The organism is Nocardia farcinica, assembly GCF_001182745.1.
Classification (GTDB): domain Bacteria; phylum Actinomycetota; class Actinomycetes; order Mycobacteriales; family Mycobacteriaceae; genus Nocardia; species Nocardia farcinica.
Map to the genome: position 1 here is coordinate 3,290,212 of NZ_LN868938.1, position 16,294 is coordinate 3,306,505.

Below are 16,294 nucleotides of genomic sequence, written 5' to 3' on the forward strand. Positions count from 1 at the left end.
GGCGCGCGGCTCGCCGGTCAGGTGTCCGAGGTGCGCGCGGCGGCACGCAGCAGGGCGCAGGCGCGCCGCCAGCGCCGGTGCGCACGCTCGGTGTCGGTGTCACCGGAGCCGGCCAGCAGGATGCCGCGCAGGGTGTCCATCGCGGTGTAGACGAAGTCGCGCGCGCCCTTGCGGCGCATCTCGTCGGGCACGAATCGCTCCACGGCGGTGAGCACGGCGCCGTTGACGAAGGGCTCCACCTCCGCCATCGCGGCGGCGAGGACGGGTTCGGTGCGACCGGCCACCCACAGCTCCACGGTGGCCGTGAACAGCGGATCCTGGTGCAGCTCCCACAGGAAATCGAGGGCGGACGCGACCGGATCGGCACCTGGCGCCAGGTCGGCCATCTCGCGCAGCACCGCCTGCACCCGGCGCTGGGCCAGGTGGTTGATCGCGGCGATCACCAGATCGTTCTTCGAGCCGAAGTGGTGCACCTGCGCGCCACGGGTGACCCCGGCGCGTTCGGCGATGCGCGGCGTCGTGGTGCCCGCATAGCCGTACTCGACGAGGCATTCGATGGTGGCGTCGAGCAGCCGCGTGCGCATCTCGGTGCTGCGCTGCTCCTGGGTGCGCCGCGGCCGCCTGCCGGTCGTGGTCATCCGGCGATTCTACGGTTACATACAGAGCTGTATGTCAGTGCGTCCGATGTCGATGCGTCTGTGTCGATGCGCCTGTCGGTCACTGCGCCGCCGGCGCGCCGCGGCGGGCGGCCCACACCGTCACGGTGAACAGCAGCACGCCCGTCACCGCCAGGCCCGCGCCGACCAACGCGGGCGCGGTGTAGCCGAAGCCCGCGGCGATCACCAGACCGCCCAGCCAGGCACCCGCCGCGTTGGCGATGTTGAGCGCGGCGTGGTTGAGGGCGGCGGCGAGGGTCTGCGCGTCGGCGGCCACGTCCATCAGGCGGGTCTGCAGGCCCGGCGCCAGCGCGGCGCCCGAGGCACCGACGAGGAACGCGCCGATCGCGGCCGTCACCGGGTGGTGCGCGGCGGCGGCGAAGGCCGCGAGCACGACCGCCATCGTCACCATCGCCGCGAAGATCGAACGGTCCACGCCGCGATCGGCCAGCACGCCGCCGGCGACGTTGCCCGCCACCATGCCGAGGCCGAACAGCGCCAGCACCAACGGCACCGCGCCCGCGGCCATGCCCGCCACGTCGGTCAAGGTGGTCGCGATGTAGGTGTAGACAGCGAACATGCCGCCGAAGCCGATCGCGCCGACGGCGAGAGTGGCCAGCACCTGCGTCCTGCGCAGCGCGCCGAGTTCGGTGAGCGGGTTGGTGATCACCAACCCGGTGAGTTCGGGCACGAAGCGCAGCAGCGCCGCCACCGTCGCCGCGCCGATCAGCGCCACCACCACGAAGGCGTCGCGCCAACCGAAGTGCTGGCCGAGCCAGGTGGCCGCGGGCACGCCGACGACGTTCGCGGCACTGAGGCCGAGCATCACCGCGGCGACCGCCTTCGCCCGCCGGCCGACCGGCGCGAGCGAGGCCGCGGCCAGCGAGGCGACGCCGAAGTACGCGCCGTGCGGCAGGCCGGCGACGAAGCGCGCCGCGACCAGGGTGTGGAAGGTCGGCGCGAGCACGGTGGCGAGATTGCCGAGGGTGAAGGCCACCATCAGGGCCACCAGCAGACGTTTGCGCGGCACCCGCGCGCACAGCGCGGCCAGCAGCGGCGCACCGACCACGACGCCGAGCGCGTAGGCCGACACCGCGTGCCCGGCGGTCGGCTCGGAGACGTGCATGGCCACGGCGATGTCGGGCAACAGGCCCATCGTGACGAATTCGGTGGTGCCGATGCCGAAACCACCGAGCGCCAGTGCCAGCATGGCGGGCACGTGCCACTCGGTGCGCGGGGAGTCGGAACGGACGGGGGCGATGGTCGCGGGACTCGTCACGTGTCCATGTAACCGACCGGCAACCGGCATCGCTTCCCGAGATCGCGTGAGTTACGCCACCGCGCCGTCCCGCGGCGGGGTCCCGGGCTCGCGGCGGGCGAAGGTGCGGCGGTAGTCCGCGGGCGTCACCCCGAGTGCCGTGGTGAAGTGCCTGCGCAGGTTGGTGGCGGTGCCGAGCCCGGCCATCCGGGCGACGGCCTCGACGGTCAGGTCGGTCGACTCGAGCAAGCTTCTGGCATAGGCCAGGCGCTGGTTCAGCAGCCACTGCTTGGGTGTGACCCCGCCGGCCCGTTGCAGGCGCCGGTGGAAGGTGCGGGTGCTCATGTTCGCGCGGGCGGCGAGCAGGTCGACGGTGAGCGGCTGGTCCAGGTGCGCGGCCGCCCATTGCAGTACCGGACCGAGGTCGTCACGCGGATCGGCGGGCACCGCGCGGTCGACGTACTGCGCCTGGCCGCCGGAGCGGTGCGGGGGAATCACCATGCGCCGGGCCAGCCGGTTCGCGACGGTCGCGCCGAGGTCGCGGCGCACCAGGTGCAGGCACAGGTCGAGGGCCGCGGTCATGCCCGCGCTGGTGAGCACGTCGCCGTCGTCGAGGTAGAGCACCGAGTCGTCGACCACGAGATCGGGGTGGCGGCGGGCCAGCAGGCCGGCGTGTTCCCAGTGCACCGTCACCCGCCGCCCGGTCAGGATGCCCGCCGCCGCCAACGCGAACACCCCGTCGCACAGCGCGACCAGCCGGGCGCCCCGGCGGTGCGCGGCCACCAGCGCGTCGAGCAGTTCCGCGGGTAGCGCGCGCTCGCCCGTGCGGCAGTGCGCGGCCACCGAGGGCACGATCACGGTATCGGCGGCCAGCAACTCGGCCAGACCGTGTTCGGGACGCAGGAAGGCGCCGAAGCCGATCGACTGTTCGCCCTGGTCCGGTGCGACCGCGCACACCCGCAGCGTGTACCAGGGGTCGGCCAGGTCCGGCTGGGGCGTCCCGAAGATCGCGGCCACCACGCCCAGCTCGTAGAGATCCCAGGGGTGCAGCGCACCCGGCGCGATCGCCATCGCGACGGTCCGTCCGGTCATGGCACCAGTGTGGCAGGAAACGTTCGGTTGTGGTCGGTTCTGCCACTCACCGCTGCGGTGCATCCGTCCGGAAACTGATTCCAGGGCGCCCACCCGACAACCCCGAAATCCACGGAGGAACCATGAGCAAGACACCCGTGACCGTGCTCGGCCTCGGCCGGATGGGCGCCGCCGTCGCCGAGATCCTGGTGCGCGCGGGCCACCCGACCACGGTGTGGAACCGCACCCCCGGCCGAGCCGCACATCTCGACGCCCTCGGCGCCCGGCGCGCACCGGACCCGCGGACGGCGGTCGCGGCGGGACGGTTGATCATCACCGTGCTCGCCGACACCCCGGCCGCGACCGAACTGCTCACCCCGCTCGCCGACGCGCTGGCCGGACGCACGGTGCTCAACGTCGCCACCGGACGCCCCGACCAGGCCGCCGAACTCACCACGCGGCTGGGCGGCATCCCGGTGCTGGACGCCGGCGTCTTCGGTGTCCCGCAGACCCTCGGCACCCCCGACACCCTGCTCGTCTACAGCGGGTCGCCCGCGGCGAACACCGAGTTCGGCGCGGTCGTCGCGCTGCTCGGCGAGGCCCGCTACGTGGGATCCGACCCGGGCTCGGCGGCCAGGCACGACATGGCCGTGCTCGCCGGGATGTACGGGCTGTTCGGCGGGTTCTTCCAGGCCGTGGCGATGACGCGCGGCGAGCGGGCCGGCGCGGTCGGCTTCACCGAGACCTACCTCGCGCCCTGGCTGCGCGCGCTGCTGGACATGCTGCCCACCCTCGCCGCGGAGATCGACTCGGGCGAGTACCCGGTGAACTACTCCGACCTTGCGGTCAATCGCAGCGGCCTGGCCGACATCCGCGCGACCGCCCGGGCCGAGGGGGTGGCCACCGACCTGCTCGATCCGCTGCAGCGGATCTTCGACGCCGAGGTCGCCGCGGGTCATGGCGCGGCCAGCTTCACCCGCGCGGTCGCGGCGCTGACCGCGGCGCCGGTGACCTCCTGACCCCGCAGACGGCTCGGGCACCCGTGCCACCGCGGCATGCGGTGGGCGGGTGCCCGTTCGATCCGGCACCGGGTCCGTGTGCCCGGCGCCGGGCGGGGAGGGTCCGACAGGCCCGCCCCGTGTCCGGTGGGTCGGCTGGGTCAGCGCAGCGCGCGGGCCAGGTTGGTGTCGAGCGCGCCGAGGAACTCCTCGGTGGTCAGGTAGCCCTGGTCGCCGCCGACGAGCAGCGCGAGGTCCTTGGTCATCTGGCCGCCCTCGACGGTCTTGATGACGACGTCCTCGAGGGTCTGCGCGAAACCGATCACCTCGGGGGTGTTGTCCAGCTTGCCGCGGTGCTCGAGGCCACGGGTCCAGGCGAAGATCGACGCGATCGGGTTCGTCGAGGTCGGCTTGCCCTGCTGGTGCTGGCGGTAGTGCCGGGTGACGGTGCCGTGCGCGGCCTCGGCCTCACAGGTCTTGCCGTCCGGGGTCAGCAGCACCGAGGTCATCAGGCCCAGCGAGCCGAAGCCCTGCGCGACGGTGTCGGACTGCACGTCGCCGTCGTAGTTCTTGCACGCCCAGACGTAGCCGCCCTCCCACTTCATCGAGGAGGCCACCATGTCGTCGATGAGGCGGTGCTCGTAGGTCAGGCCCGCGGCGTCGAACTGGCTCTTGAACTCGGTGTCGAAGATCTCCTGGAAGGTGTCCTTGAACATGCCGTCGTAGGCCTTCAGGATGGTGTTCTTCGTCGACATGTACACCGGGTAGTTCTGCTGCAGGCCGTAGTTGAACGAGGCCCGCGCGAAATCCTCGATGGACTTCTTGAAGTTGTACATGCCCATCACGACGCCGCCGTCCTCGGGCATCTTCACGACCTCGTGCACGATCGGCTCGCTGCCGTCGTCGGGGGTGAAGGTGAGGGTCACGGTGCCGCCCTGGAACACCTTGAAGTCGGTGGCGCGGTACTGGTCGCCGAAGGCGTGGCGGCCGATGATGATCGGCTTGGTCCAGCCCGGCACCAGGCGCGGGATGTTGGAGATGATGATCGGGGCGCGGAAGATCGTGCCGCCGAGGATGTTGCGGATGGTGCCGTTGGGCGAGCGCCACATCTTCTTCAGGCCGAATTCCTTGACGCGCGCCTCGTCCGGGGTGATGGTGGCGCACTTCACACCGACGCCGTGGCGCTTGATCGCCTCGGCCGCGTCGACGGTGACCTGGTCGTCTGTCTTGTCGCGGTATTCGATGCCCAGGTCGTAGTACTCGAGGTTCACGTCGAGGTACGGGTGGATCAGCTTGTCCTTGATGAACTGCCAGATGATCCTGGTCATCTCATCACCATCGAGTTCGACGACGGTGCCTTCAACCTTGATCTTGGACATGGATCTTCGTGTCCTCCTAGGATGTGTGCCCTCATTGCACGGCCAGGCGAACACGCTTGTGAGCGGACCCCAGCTGTTCAACAGACAACGTATATGCCCCGCATTGTCCGCGGGACACGTGGTGCAAACAAGACGAGCGTACTGCTGCCGCCGTCCGCACCGTGCGGGGAGGGGGCCCTGTGCGGGCGATGTGACGGTTACCGGCCAGTAAGCTCGGAGTGATCTCGAGCACCTCACCCATGATGACACCGGGGGCCGGATTTCGGCCATCGCGGCCCGCCCGGTTACCATGGCGGTCAGGTCATGAGCGCCAGCGTCAAGCCCCGGCTCGCTGGCCGGCAACCCTCCAGCTGCGGTGGGGTGCTCCGGGTGATGACCGGGCTCCCGAAGGTCGGGGGCAAGCGCGCTCGCAGGAGGTTTTCCCGACATGATCGAGTGGTCCGCGTGACCGTGAGCACCGATCAGAGCCCCTGCCCCTCGGCCACCGGGGCGGAACTGCTGCCGCCGCCGGACGGCACCCTGGCCATCGTGCCCGTCGGCGACATCCGGCTGGAGAGCGGCGCCGTCATCCCCGACGTCCACCTCGGCGTGCAGCGCTGGGGCGAGCTCTCCCCCGGCCTGGACAACGTCGTGCTCGTCGAGCACGCCCTCACCGGCGACTCCCACGTCGTCGGCCCGGCCGACGACGTGCACCAGCTGCCCGGCTGGTGGAACGGCATGGTCGGGCCCGGCGCGCCGATGGACACCGACGAATGGTGCGTCATCGCCACCAACGTGCTCGGCGGCTGCAAGGGCAGCACCGGCCCCGGTTCCACCGCACCCGACGGCAAGCCGTGGGGCTCGCGCTTCCCGGCGATCTCGATCCGCGATCAGGTGACCGCCGAGGCCGCGCTGTTCGACCGGATCGGCATCCACCGGCTGGCCGCCGTGGTCGGCGGCTCGATGGGCGGCATGCGGGTGCTCGAATGGATGGTCGGTGCCCCCGAGCGGGTCGCCGCCGCGCTGGTGCTGGCGGTCGGCGCGCGCGCCACCGCCGACCAGATCGGCACCCAGACCACCCAGATCGCCGCCATCACCGCCGACCCGGACTGGCAGGGCGGCGACTACCACGACACCGGCCGCGCACCCACCACCGGAATGGGCATCGCGCGCCGCATCGCGCACCTGACCTACCGCACCGAGGACGAGCTCGACCACCGCTTCGCCAATCACGCCCAGGACGGCGAGGATCCGTTCGACGGCGGGCGCTGGGCGGTGCAGAGCTACCTCGAGCACCAGGCCGAGAAGCTGTGCAGGCGTTTCGATCCCGCCACCTATGTGCTGCTCACCGAGGCGATGAACCGGCACGACGTCGGGCGCGGGCGCGGCGGCGTCGCGGCCGCGCTGGCCGCCACCCCGGTGCCGTGCGTGGTCGGCGGCGTCGATTCCGACCGGCTCTACCCGCTGCACACCCAGCAGGAGCTGGCCGACCTGCTACCCGGTTGCGCGCGGCTCGAGGTCGTGCATTCCCGCGACGGACACGACGGGTTCCTCACCGAAACCGCCGCCATCGGCAAACTGCTGGTCGAGACGATGCGGCTGGCGCGCGCCCACCGCTGAATCAGCCCACGCCGAGCGTGTTGATGGTCACCGCCAGGAACACGATCGCCGAGCCGAGCAGCGTCAGCGCCGCCACGTCGAACGGTTTGCTGCGCACCGCCAGCACCCCCACCCGGATGCTCGGCAGGCACAGCCGCAGCGCCGCCGCGAGCAACGCCGCCCCGCCGAAGATCAGCGCACCGCGCCGCCACCGGTCGGAGGCCACGAACACCACCGCGACCAGCACCACCAGCCCCACCAGCACCATCGGCAGATGAGTACGCAGGAACTGGCCCGCCCCGCCCCGCGGCTCGCCGGAACCCTCCACATCACTCACCCGCGCGATTCTTCCATGCGAAGGGGCACGGTCGCGGACCGGACCGCCGCGCCGCCGGGCGGTCGTGCGAAGCTTCTGCGTTGTGTTCCATTTGGTCTTCCATGAGCCGCGGATTCCGCCGAACACCGGTAATGCGATCCGGCTGGTGGCGGGGACGGGGTGTGCGCTGCATCTGATCGAGCCGTTGGGGTTCGACCTGTCGGAGGCGAAGCTGCGGCGGGCGGGGCTGGACTACCACGACCTGGCCAGTGTGACCGTGCACGAGAGCCTGGCGGCGGCGTGGGAGGCGTTGGCGCCGGAGCGGGTGTACGCCTTCACCACCCAGGGCAGCACGCGCTACACCGACATCGCCTACCGCCCGGGTGACGTGCTGCTGTTCGGCACCGAGCCCACCGGACTGCCCGCCGAGGTCCTCGCCGACCCGCACATCACCGACCGCCTGCGCATCCCGATGCTGCCCGGCCGCCGCTCGATGAACCTCTCCAACGCCGCCGCCGTCACCGTCTACGAGGCCTGGCGCCAACAGGGCTTCCCCGGCGCGATCTGATCCCCGGATCCGCCCCCGCCTGTCGGTGGGCGCCGCTACTGTGCTCGATGTCGCGGCGGTGGTGACGACGGCGGCCGCATTCACCCCACAGGCGCGGTCCTACGCGGAGCGGTGGCGATCCGGCTGGTGGACAACAGGGCGCCGGCCGCGTGGGCGTCGGCCACCGGTCCGGCGCCGTGGCCGTAGTCGCGTGGCCGTAGTCGGCTGGAGCCGCGCCTATTCGTCGATGTCGAAACGTTTGTGGCGGGAGGTGGCGCCTGCGGTGAGGCGGACGGCCGATTTGGGGACACCGTAGTGGGCGGCCAGCAGGTCGATGGCGGCCTTGTTGGCCTTGCCCTCGACGGCGGGGGCGCGGACGTAGAGGGTGAGGGTGCCGTCGGCGGCGGTCTCGACCAGCGGGCCCTTACGGCTGTTCGGTTTGATCGTCGCGCGCACCACCTTGGTCGGCACCGGAACCTCCTGTCTGCGGAGCGCTTTCGCGTCGATCGGGGCCGACGGCCGCGGTGGGTCGGGTGCCGGCGGCGGGCGCGGGGCGGCGGCGCACCAGTCGCAGGAGCGCCCAGCCGAGCGCGCCGAGCAGCGCGAGGAAGCCGAGCCACGGCACCGCCTTGCCGAGGAACACGATCGCGTCCTGCAACCAGTCGACCAGCGAATGCCAGCCCGCCACCACGCCGTCCCAGAAGTTCGTCGGCCCGTCGTCGCGAGAACCCTTGTCGGCGGCGGTGATCGAGATGGTCAGGGTGGACAGCGCGACCTGGTCGGCGAGGCGGCGCTGCTGGGCGGTGAGGCTGTCGAGTTCGCCCTGGCGGCTGCCGAGCGCTTCCTCGGCGGCGATCAGGTCGGCGGTGGTGGTGGCGCCCGCGATGAGCGCGCGCAACCGGTCGACCGAGGCCTGCAACGCCTTGATCCTGGCGTCGAGGTCCTCCCACTGCATGGTGACGTCGTCGCGGTTGGTGCTGACCCGAGTGAGTTCGCCGATCCCGCCGAGTCCGTCGACGAAGGCGTCGGTGCGGTCGGCGGGTACGCGCACGGTGAGGGTGGCCGACGGGTCGGTGTCGTCGGTGCCGGGTTGTTCGGTGCGGCTGTCGATCCGGCCGTCGACGGCGCGCACCTGGTCGGCGACCCGGCCCGCCGCGGCGATCGGGTCGGCGGCGGTGATCTCGACGCTGCCGGTGACCACCTCCTTGCGGTCGAGCGTCGAGGTGTCGGGGGCGTTGTCGGCCGGGCTCGGCGCCTGCTCGCGCAGGCCGGGCGGGCTGATCGCGGGCGCGGCGGTGCCCATGTCGGGCCGGGCGCCGGAATCCTCGCCGTCACCGCCGCACGAGACGAGCAACACCGACCCGAGCAGGGCGACACACAGGACCGCAAGCTTCCGCATGGTCGCAGCGTAGCGGCCGGGACGGCGACGGAAGTGGATTCGGCGCGGCGCCGAGACCGTCATGCCGCCCGGCCGCCGGGGACCGGGCGTTCGGGTGCGGCCCGTTCGATCTCGCGCAGCCGCACCGGCGTCGGCGCTTCGCTGCCGAGCAGGCGGCGATACCACAGCGGCAGCGGCGGCTCGTGCGCGGCGGCCCAGGTGCGCAGGGCCGCGGCGAGCGGCGGACCGTACCCGAGGGCGACCGCGTAGCGGTCGGCGGCCGTCTCGGCGGCGCGGGAACGAGCGGCGCGCGCGAAGGGTTCGACGGCGAGCACCGCCGCCAGCAAGATCGCGGCAGGCAACCCGACACGGTGGCCGAGCACCACCACCAGGACCGGCAGCGAGACCAGTCCGAGGACGGCGCGCACCACGGGGGCGCGGTACCCGAGCAGGTCGAACGGCCTGCCCACCAAGGCGAGCACCCGCCACAGCATCGCCGCGGGCCAGGCGCACCAGGCACCGCACAGCCGCAGCCGCGGGTCGGCGCCCGCGTGATGCCCCAGCGCCTGCGCCAGCAGAGCGGACACCTGTGCCGCGGGCAGATCGTGCAGTGCCCACGCGGTGACCGCGATCGCCGACGACGGCGCGGGCGTCGCGGTGGCCCGCGCACCGTCCTGTACCCGCAACGGATGCCGCCCCGGCACGTCCGCCGCGCGGGCGACGGGCTCCCACGCGAGCGCCAGCAGTCGCGCCTCGGCGGGCTCGGGCCGGCGGTAACCGTCGAGCACGGCCGCGATCCTCGCGCGCTCCGGCGCGTACCAGGCGATCCACACCAGCACCACGCCGTACAGCAGCCAGGCGCCGCCGAGCACCAGGACCGCCCAGGATCCGAGCAGCGCGCCCGCCGTGCCGACGATCAGCAGGCTGAGCAGGATGGTCGGCAGGATCAGCACCGACGCGAGGATCACAGACACGAGGGATCATCGTACGGATCACCGCGCCGCGCACGGCCGGAGTTCGCCGCGGCGTCAACGGAAATCGCGCGAGCGCGACCCCATGCCCAACGACAACAGCTGCAGATGCTCGGCGACCACGCTGACCGCCCCCTCCGCGTTCTGCACCCGCCCGCGCACCAGCAACGCCGAAGCGCTTTGGGCGAGTGCGCGATAGCGCGTCCACAAGCCCACCGAGCAGACCACGTTCACCATCCCGGTCTCGTCCTCCAGATTGAGGAAGGTGACGCCCGCCGCGGTGGCCGGGCGCTGCCGGTGCGTGACCGCCCCGCCCACCAGCACCCGCGAACCGTCGCGCACCTCGAGCAGCCGACCCGCCGGGATCACGCCGAGTTCGTCCATGCGGGCGCGCAGGAATTCGGTCGGATAACTGCCGGGTGAGATCCCGGTGGCCCAGACGTCGGCGGCGGCGAGTTCGAGCGCGCTCATCCCGGGCAGGGCGGGCGCGTCGGCGGCCGGGCCGGTGCCGGGCAGCAGATGCGCGCGTTCCCGCGCCGCCGCCCCCGCCGCCCACAGCGCCGCCCGCCGCCCACCGGAGCGCTCGGCGCCGGACGGGCCGGTGACACCGTCGAACGCGCCCGCCGTGGCCAACGCCTCGGCCTGTGCGACGGTCAGTTCCACGCGCCCGGTGAGGTCGAGAACCGAGGTGTAGGGGCCGTGCTCGACGCGGGCGGCGACGATGCGCTCGGCCAGCTCCGACCCGATGTGGCGCACCCCGGCCAGGCCGAGCCGGACCTCGCGCCCGCCGTTCTCCAGGGTGGCCTCGGCCAGACTGGCGTTGACGTCGGGCCCGTGCACCGGTACCCCGTGCCTGCGCGCGTCGGCCACCAGCGACTGCGGCGAATAGAACCCCATCGGCTGCGCGCGCAGCAGCCCGGCGCAGAACGCGGCCGGATGGTGCAACTTGAACCAGGCCGAATAGAAGACGAGCGCCGCGAAGCTCTGCGAATGACTTTCCGGGAAGCCGAAATTGGCGAAGGCGTAGAGCTTCTCGTAGATCCGGTCGGCGACCTCGCCGGTGATGCCGTGCAACTCGGCCATCCCCCGGTAGAGGCGTTCCTTCAACCGCCGCATCCGCTCGGGCGAGCGCTTGGACCCCATCGCCCGGCGCAGCTGGTCGGCCTCGGCGGCGGTGAAGCCGGCGACGTCGACCGCCATCTGCATGAGCTGTTCCTGGAACAGCGGCACCCCGAGCGTGCGGCCGAGCGAATTCTCCAGCGCCGGATGGTCGTAGGTGACCGGCTCGGTGCCGTTGCGGCGGCGGATGTAGGGGTGCACGGAACCGCCCTGGATCGGACCCGGCCGAATCAGCGCGACCTCCACCACCAGGTCGTAGAACTCGCGCGGTCGCAGCCGGGGCAGCGTCGCCATCTGCGCCCGCGACTCCACCTGGAAGACACCGACCGAGTCGGCGCGCGAGAGCATCTCGTAGACCGCGGGTTCCTTCAGGTCGAGCTCGTGCAGCCGCACCTCGACGCCTTCGTGCTCGCGCACCAGGTCGATCATGTAGTGCAGTGCCGAGAGCATGCCCAGGCCGAGCATGTCGAACTTCACCAGCCCGACCGCGGCGCAATCGTCCTTGTCCCACTGCAGGACACTGCGCCCGGCCATGCGCGCCCACTCCACCGGGCACACGTCGGCGATGGGCCGGTCGCAGATCACCATGCCGCCGGAATGGATGCCCATGTGCCGCGGCAGGCCCTCGAGATCGGCGGCCAGGCGCAACACCTGTTCGGGAATGTCGGTGCCGGTCTCGGCGCCGACCCCGGTCCAGCGGCTGACCTGTTTGCTCCAGGCGTCCTGCTGGCCGGGCGAGAACCCCAGTGCCTTGGCCGCGTCACGTACCGCCGACTTGCCGCGGTAGGTGATCACATTGGCCACCTGCGCGGCGTATTCCCGGCCGTACCTGGCGTAGACGTGCTGGATGGCCTCCTCCCTGCGGTCGGACTCGATGTCGATGTCGATGTCGGGGGGCCCGTCGCGTTCCGGGGACAGGAAGCGCTCGAACAGCAGCTCGTTGGCCACCGGGTCGACATTGGTGATGCCGATGGCGAAGCAGACCGCGGAGTTGGCCGCCGAACCGCGGCCCTGGCAGAGAATTCCGTTCCGCTCACAGAAGCTGACGATGTCGTGCACCACCAGGAAATAGCCGGGGAAGCCGAGGGTGGCGATCACCTCGAGCTCGTGTTCGAGCTGGCGGTAGGCGGGCGGGTTGGCGTGCGGCGGGCCGTAGCGCCGCGCCGCGCCGCGCAGTACCAGTTTGCGCAGCCAGGAGTTCTCGTCGTGACCGTCCGGCACCGCGAACGGCGGTAGCTGGGGCGCGATCAGGCGCAGGTCGAACGCGCATTCCCGGGACAGCGCAACGGCATTGGCGACCGCGTCGGGACAGGCGGCGAACAGCCGCGCCATCTCCGCGCCGGAACGCAGGTGCGCGCCGCCGGCCGGGGCCAGCCAGCCCGCCATCTCGTCCAGGCTGCGCCGGGCGCGGATGGCGGCCAGTGCCATCGCCCGCCGCCGCTGCTCGGGACCGGCGAAATGGGCACCGGTGGTCGCCAGCACCGGCAGGCCGACCCGGTCGGCGAGGGCGATGAGCAGGGCATTGCGCTCGTCGTCCGCCGGGACGCCGTGGTGGGTGAGTTCCACACTCACCCGGTCGGCGCCGAACCGCTCGACCAGGTCGCGCAGTGCGGCCTCGGCGCGCGGCAGGCCGGTCTCGCCCGCCGCCAGGTCGTCCGCGAGTGCCGTGCGCAGATGCCCCTTGCGGCAGCCGGTCAGGATGTGCCAGTGCCCGCCGGCCGCGGCGGTGAGGGCATCGATGTCGTAGCGGAGCACGCCCTTCTCCCCCGCCGCCAGATGCGCGGCCGCGATCTCGCGGGACAACCGGCGATACCCCTCCTGCCCGCGGGCGAGCACGAGCAGGTGCGGTCCCGGCGGGTCGGGCTCGCCGGTGCGCGGCGCCGAGTCGGGAGCCGCGGCGTGCTCGAATTCCGGTGTGGCGGCGTACCGTACGGCACCGCCGCGGCCCCGCGCCGCCTTGCGGGCGCTCCGCCGGGGTGCGGGCCGCGCGACGCCGAGCGACAGCTCCGCGCCGAAGACGGTGGCGATACCCCACTCCTTGGCGGCCTCGGCGAACCGCACGGTGCCGTAGAAGCCGTCGTGGTCGGTGAGGGCGATGGCCTCCAGCCCCAGCCGCACGGCCTCCTCCACCAGTTCCTCCGGCTGGCTCGCACCGTCGAGGAAGCTGTAGGCCGAATGCGCGTGCAGCTCGGCGTAGGGCACCGTCGGGCGGTCGACGGGTCGGATCGGCTCGGCCAGGTAGGGCTCGCGCTTGCGGGACCAGGCCGGGCTGTCGCCGCCGTCGCCGGGGTACATGGCTTCCGGGTCCGTCCGGCCGGGACGACCCGAGAGCACCCGTTCCAGCTCCGACCACGAGGGCGGTCCGGTACCCCAGCCCATGCGCCTACTCCCGGCGCAGACGTTCGGTCGAGCCGGCCGCGATCGCCGCGGCCACCCGGTCGAGACCGGAGCGGATCAGTTCGCCGTAGGCGTCCTCGGCGAGGATGCGCAGGTGCCCGCGGGCGATGGCCAGCTGCATGCGGGCGGCGTCGAAATCACCGACGCGGCGATGGCTGTCGGCCAGGTTCAGATACAGCGAGGGCAGGAAGCAGCGCATGCCCTCGTCCAGCGCGACGCCGGGACCGAACACCGCGCCCAACGCGCGCTGATCCCAGGCCAGCGCCTCCTGGTCGTCGTCCTGGAGGACGGCGAGGTGATGGGCGACCACGCAGCGTTGGAGCGGGGCGGCGGACGGGTCGAGCTCGTCCCACAGCGCCCCGAGCGCCTTGCGGGCCGCCTCCGGGTTGTCGCTGCCGAGCCGCACCGCGGCAAAGATGTCCGCCATCCGATCGTCCGCCATGCGCACGAGTATCGCACATATGTTCGATGGAGAACTAACTTACTTTGGAGTAAGTTCAAGCCCATCCGGCGCCCACTCCGGCGCCGCTTCGGCATCGAGGAGCGATCAATGGCCCCAGCCTCCGACCACGGGCGCGATCTCACCGGCAAGCACGTCCTCATCACCGGCGCCTCCTCCGGCATCGGGCGCGCGGCGGCGGTGGCCGTCGCACGCAAGGGCGCCACCGTGTTCCTGCTGGCCCGCCGCGGCGAGGAACTCACCGCCGTGGTCGAGGAGATCCGGGCGGCGGGCGGGCAGGCCCACGGCTACCAGTGCGACATCACCGAATCCGAGTCCGTCGACCACACGATCAAGGCCATCCTCGACGAGCACGACCACGTCGACATGCTGGTGAACAACGCGGGCCGCAGCATCCGCCGCGCCATCCACCGCTCCACCGACCGGCTGCACGACTACGAACGCACGATGGCGGTCAACTACTTCGGCGCGCTGCGGGTGACCTTCGCGTTGCTGCCGCAGATGCGGGCCCGCAAGTCCGGCCACATCGTGCAGATCAGCAGCGCGGGCGTGCAGGCCGCCACGCCCCGGTTCTCGGCGTATCTGGCGAGCAAGGCCGCGCTCGACAAGTTCACCGAGGTGGCGGCGGTGGAGACGATGGCCGACGGGGTCACCTTCACCACCATCCACATGCCGCTGGTGCGCACGCCGATGATCGCCCCGAGCGGTCGGCAGGGCCGCGCCGAATCGCCGGAATGGGCGGCCGCGCTCATCGTGCGCGCGCTCGTCGAGCGCCCCAAGCGCATCGACGTGCCGCTCGGCACGATCGCCGAGTTCGGCGCGCTGTTCACCCCGAAGTTCCGCGACCGCGTGCTGCACCGCTACTACCGGGCACTGCCGGACTCCCCCGCGGCCAAGGGGGAGATCAGCGATTCGGACAGCGCGGGCGCGAACGGTGCGCACCTACCCGCACCGTCCCCGCGACCGGCACCTTCCGGCCCGTCGACCGCCCGCCGCCTCACCGGGACCGCCCTGCGCCGAGCCGCACGGCTGGTGCCGGGGGTCTATTGGTAGGCGGTTCGCGGAGCGCCCACGGCGGGCGCGAGTGAGACCAGGGGGCCGGGGCACCGCGACAGCGCGGTACCCGGTTGGCGGGTGGTACCCGGGTGGTTCGGCGCGGGCGGCGAGGGGTCGCGGCGACGGCCACCCGGGTACGGTCCCGACCTTCGAGCGGCATCGGAACCGTCGTGCCGGACCTGACGCGAGCGGGCGTGCGCCCGGCTACCGTGGAGGGGTCCGTCGCCCGCTACCCGTTGGAGGCGTCTTGCGGTTCCTCGCCCGCGCACTGGCCGTCGTGATCGCGCTCGTCTGCGGCCTGGTCCCGCTGCTGCCCACCGCGGTGGCCGCGCCGGGCGTGGCGGTCGACGAGGTCACCGCCCGCCGGATCGACGAACTGCTCGCCGTGCGCGCGGCATCGGCCGGGTTGCCGACGGGTGAGCTGCTCGAGGCGCTGTCGCGGCCGTTGCTCGGCACCCCGTACGGGGCGAACATGCTGATCGGCTCGGCCGGCGAACCCGAGCAGTTGGTCGTCGACCTGCGCCGGGTGGACTGCTTCACCTTCCTGGACTACGTGGCGGCCCTCAGCCGGTCCGGCGACCGCGACGACTTCGTGCGGCACCTGATCGAGACCCGCTACGCGGGCGGACAGGTCGACTTCGCCCACCGCAAGCACTTCTTCACCGACTGGGCGCACGTCGACCGGATCGCCGCCACCGACATCACCGCGAGCCTGAGCCCCGCCACGGTCACCGTCACCAAGCACCTCAACGCCAAGGCCGACGGCAGTGCCTACCTGCCCGGCCTGCCCGTCGTCGACCGCACCCTCGGCTTCATCCCGGCCGCCGCCGTGGACGCCGCCGTCCTGGCCGGGCTGCGCACGGGCGACTTCCTCGGCGCCTACGCCGATGCCCCCGGCCTCGACGTCACCCACGTCGGCCTCGTCGTGCAGACCCCCGACGGCCCCGTCTTCCGCAACGCCTCCTCGGTCCCCGGCGTCGACCGGGTCGTGGACACCCCGCTGACCGACTACCTGCGCACGGTCCCGGGCATCGTCGTCCTGCGCCCGAACTGATCCCGCCCGAGCCGGGGTGCCGTGCACCCGAACTGACTGCCGTCGTGGGGCCCGGT

At 72.3% G+C, this 16,294-nt stretch carries 14 protein-coding genes, 1 pseudogene and 1 riboswitch; of the genes and pseudogenes, 5 read left to right on the forward strand and 10 right to left on the reverse strand.

The features are described 5' to 3' along the window. Positions 1-17: 17 nt before the first annotated feature. The 3 genes from AMO33_RS15625 to AMO33_RS15635 all read right to left on the reverse strand — a co-directional run bounded on the left by AMO33_RS15625 (position 18) and on the right by AMO33_RS15635 (position 3,006). Positions 18-638, reverse strand: a complete 621-nt coding sequence (locus AMO33_RS15625; protein WP_060593062.1) for a TetR/AcrR family transcriptional regulator — start codon at positions 636-638, stop codon at positions 18-20. Between the two features lie 79 nt (positions 639-717). Beyond that, positions 718-1,935 carry an MFS transporter gene (locus AMO33_RS15630; protein ID WP_373862084.1) on the reverse strand — a complete coding sequence of 406 codons (1,218 nt, stop codon included), beginning with the start codon at positions 1,933-1,935 and terminating at the stop codon, positions 718-720. Positions 1,936-1,986: 51 nt separating this feature from the next. After that, a complete protein-coding gene (locus AMO33_RS15635; RefSeq protein WP_011207455.1) occupies positions 1,987-3,006 on the reverse strand; it encodes a helix-turn-helix domain-containing protein in 1,020 nt (339 codons plus the stop codon). 122 nt (positions 3,007-3,128) lie between these two features. Here AMO33_RS15635 and AMO33_RS15640 point away from each other — a divergent pair, with 122 nt between their 5' ends. Beyond that, positions 3,129-4,004 (forward strand): NAD(P)-dependent oxidoreductase, encoded by an 876-nt coding sequence (locus AMO33_RS15640; RefSeq protein WP_060593063.1) that lies wholly within the window; start codon positions 3,129-3,131, stop codon positions 4,002-4,004. A gap of 140 nt (positions 4,005-4,144) precedes the next feature. Here AMO33_RS15640 and AMO33_RS15645 read toward each other — a convergent pair whose 3' ends face one another. After that, entirely contained in the window at positions 4,145-5,362 is a 1,218-nt protein-coding gene (locus AMO33_RS15645) for an NADP-dependent isocitrate dehydrogenase (protein ID WP_011207453.1), read from the reverse strand. A 299-nt stretch (positions 5,363-5,661) separates the two neighbouring features. Further along, positions 5,662-5,772, forward strand: a riboswitch (SAM riboswitch). Between the two features lie 34 nt (positions 5,773-5,806). Between AMO33_RS15645 and metX the strand changes: the two genes are divergently transcribed. Continuing rightward, the gene (metX, locus tag AMO33_RS15650) at positions 5,807-6,961 is read left to right on the forward strand and encodes a homoserine O-acetyltransferase MetX (protein WP_081433278.1); all 1,155 of its coding nucleotides are present in this window, start codon (positions 5,807-5,809) and stop codon (positions 6,959-6,961) included. A 1-nt stretch (position 6,962) separates the two neighbouring features. On the opposite strand, the gene AMO33_RS15655 is transcribed toward metX, so the two are convergent. After that, complete coding sequence (locus AMO33_RS15655) at positions 6,963-7,208, reverse strand: DUF3017 domain-containing protein (protein ID WP_081433277.1); 246 nt, start codon at positions 7,206-7,208, stop codon at positions 6,963-6,965. A gap of 151 nt (positions 7,209-7,359) precedes the next feature. Between AMO33_RS15655 and AMO33_RS15660 the strand changes: the two genes are divergently transcribed. Continuing rightward, positions 7,360-7,824: a tRNA (cytidine(34)-2'-O)-methyltransferase gene (locus AMO33_RS15660; RefSeq protein ID WP_011207450.1), complete on the forward strand. Its 465-nt coding sequence runs from the start codon at positions 7,360-7,362 to the stop codon at positions 7,822-7,824. Positions 7,825-8,040: 216 nt separating this feature from the next. Here the strand turns inward: AMO33_RS15660 and AMO33_RS15665 are convergent, their stop codons facing one another. Genes AMO33_RS15665 through AMO33_RS15685 form a run of 5 tightly spaced genes read right to left on the reverse strand, consistent with a single transcriptional unit; the run spans position 8,041 to position 14,110 of the window. Then, a complete protein-coding gene (locus tag AMO33_RS15665; protein WP_060593064.1) occupies positions 8,041-8,274 on the reverse strand; it encodes a DUF167 domain-containing protein in 234 nt (77 codons plus the stop codon). Next, on the reverse strand, positions 8,228-9,202 hold the full coding sequence (locus AMO33_RS15670) for a DUF4349 domain-containing protein (protein WP_060593065.1): 975 nt from the start codon (positions 9,200-9,202) through the stop codon (positions 8,228-8,230). The genes AMO33_RS15665 and AMO33_RS15670 overlap by 47 nt, the downstream gene beginning before the upstream one ends. A 59-nt stretch (positions 9,203-9,261) precedes the next feature. Further along, positions 9,262-10,155 (reverse strand): M48 family metalloprotease, encoded by an 894-nt coding sequence (locus tag AMO33_RS15675; protein ID WP_107103107.1) that lies wholly within the window; start codon positions 10,153-10,155, stop codon positions 9,262-9,264. Positions 10,156-10,209: 54 nt separating this feature from the next. Continuing rightward, positions 10,210-13,650, reverse strand: a complete 3,441-nt coding sequence (locus AMO33_RS15680) for an error-prone DNA polymerase (RefSeq protein ID WP_060593067.1) — start codon at positions 13,648-13,650, stop codon at positions 10,210-10,212. A gap of 4 nt (positions 13,651-13,654) precedes the next feature. After that, a complete protein-coding gene (locus AMO33_RS15685) occupies positions 13,655-14,110 on the reverse strand; it encodes a hypothetical protein (protein ID WP_041559861.1) in 456 nt (151 codons plus the stop codon). 138 nt (positions 14,111-14,248) lie between these two features. On the opposite strand from AMO33_RS15685, the pseudogene AMO33_RS15690 reads away from it, so the two are divergent. Together AMO33_RS15690 and AMO33_RS15695 are read left to right on the forward strand one after the other, a co-directional pair. After that, positions 14,249-15,181 (forward strand): annotated as a pseudogene (locus tag AMO33_RS15690) (SDR family NAD(P)-dependent oxidoreductase); the annotation flags it as partial. Between the two features lie 250 nt (positions 15,182-15,431). Next, positions 15,432-16,238: a DUF1460 domain-containing protein gene (locus tag AMO33_RS15695; RefSeq protein ID WP_060593069.1), complete on the forward strand. Its 807-nt coding sequence runs from the start codon at positions 15,432-15,434 to the stop codon at positions 16,236-16,238. Positions 16,239-16,294: the final 56 nt, after the last annotated feature.